This is a genomic window from Methylocystis sp. H62, from assembly GCF_015709515.1.
Classification (GTDB): Bacteria; Pseudomonadota; Alphaproteobacteria; order Rhizobiales; family Beijerinckiaceae; genus Methylocystis.
In genome coordinates this window covers 1-278 of record NZ_JADNQZ010000005.1, presented here as the reverse complement: position 1 = coordinate 278, position 278 = coordinate 1, and the positions used below count along the sequence as shown (strand labels likewise).

The window sequence follows — 278 nt, the reverse complement described above, 5'->3', positions numbered from 1 at the left end:
CCTCCAAAGGATTCACACAGAACACCCGCTGTTCGTTGGGAAGCGTCGCCTGCAACATGATCCCCTCCTCGGCGAATACCGCCAAATGGTTTCCGATTACGCGACTGACTGCTCCAAATCTGCGTAGGCGATAATGAATCCGTCACCTTCGATCGTCGAAACGCGCGCGCGCGCGTTCCTGTCCTTGTGCGAAAGCACGATCTGTCCGTCACCGGTCATTTCGGTTGCCTCCATCGCAAGCGGTTTGCCCTCAAGACCGACGCCCAAGAGCTTGCCGA

The 278-nt window shown here is 57.6% G+C and carries 1 protein-coding gene; it reads right to left on the bottom strand.

Annotation, left to right across the window (positions count from 1 at the left end; translation table 11 throughout):
- Nucleotides 1-96 precede the first annotated feature (96 nt).
- On the bottom strand, nucleotides 97-278 hold a 182-nt coding region (locus IYY11_RS22325; RefSeq protein WP_210331166.1), incomplete at its 5' end, for a hypothetical protein.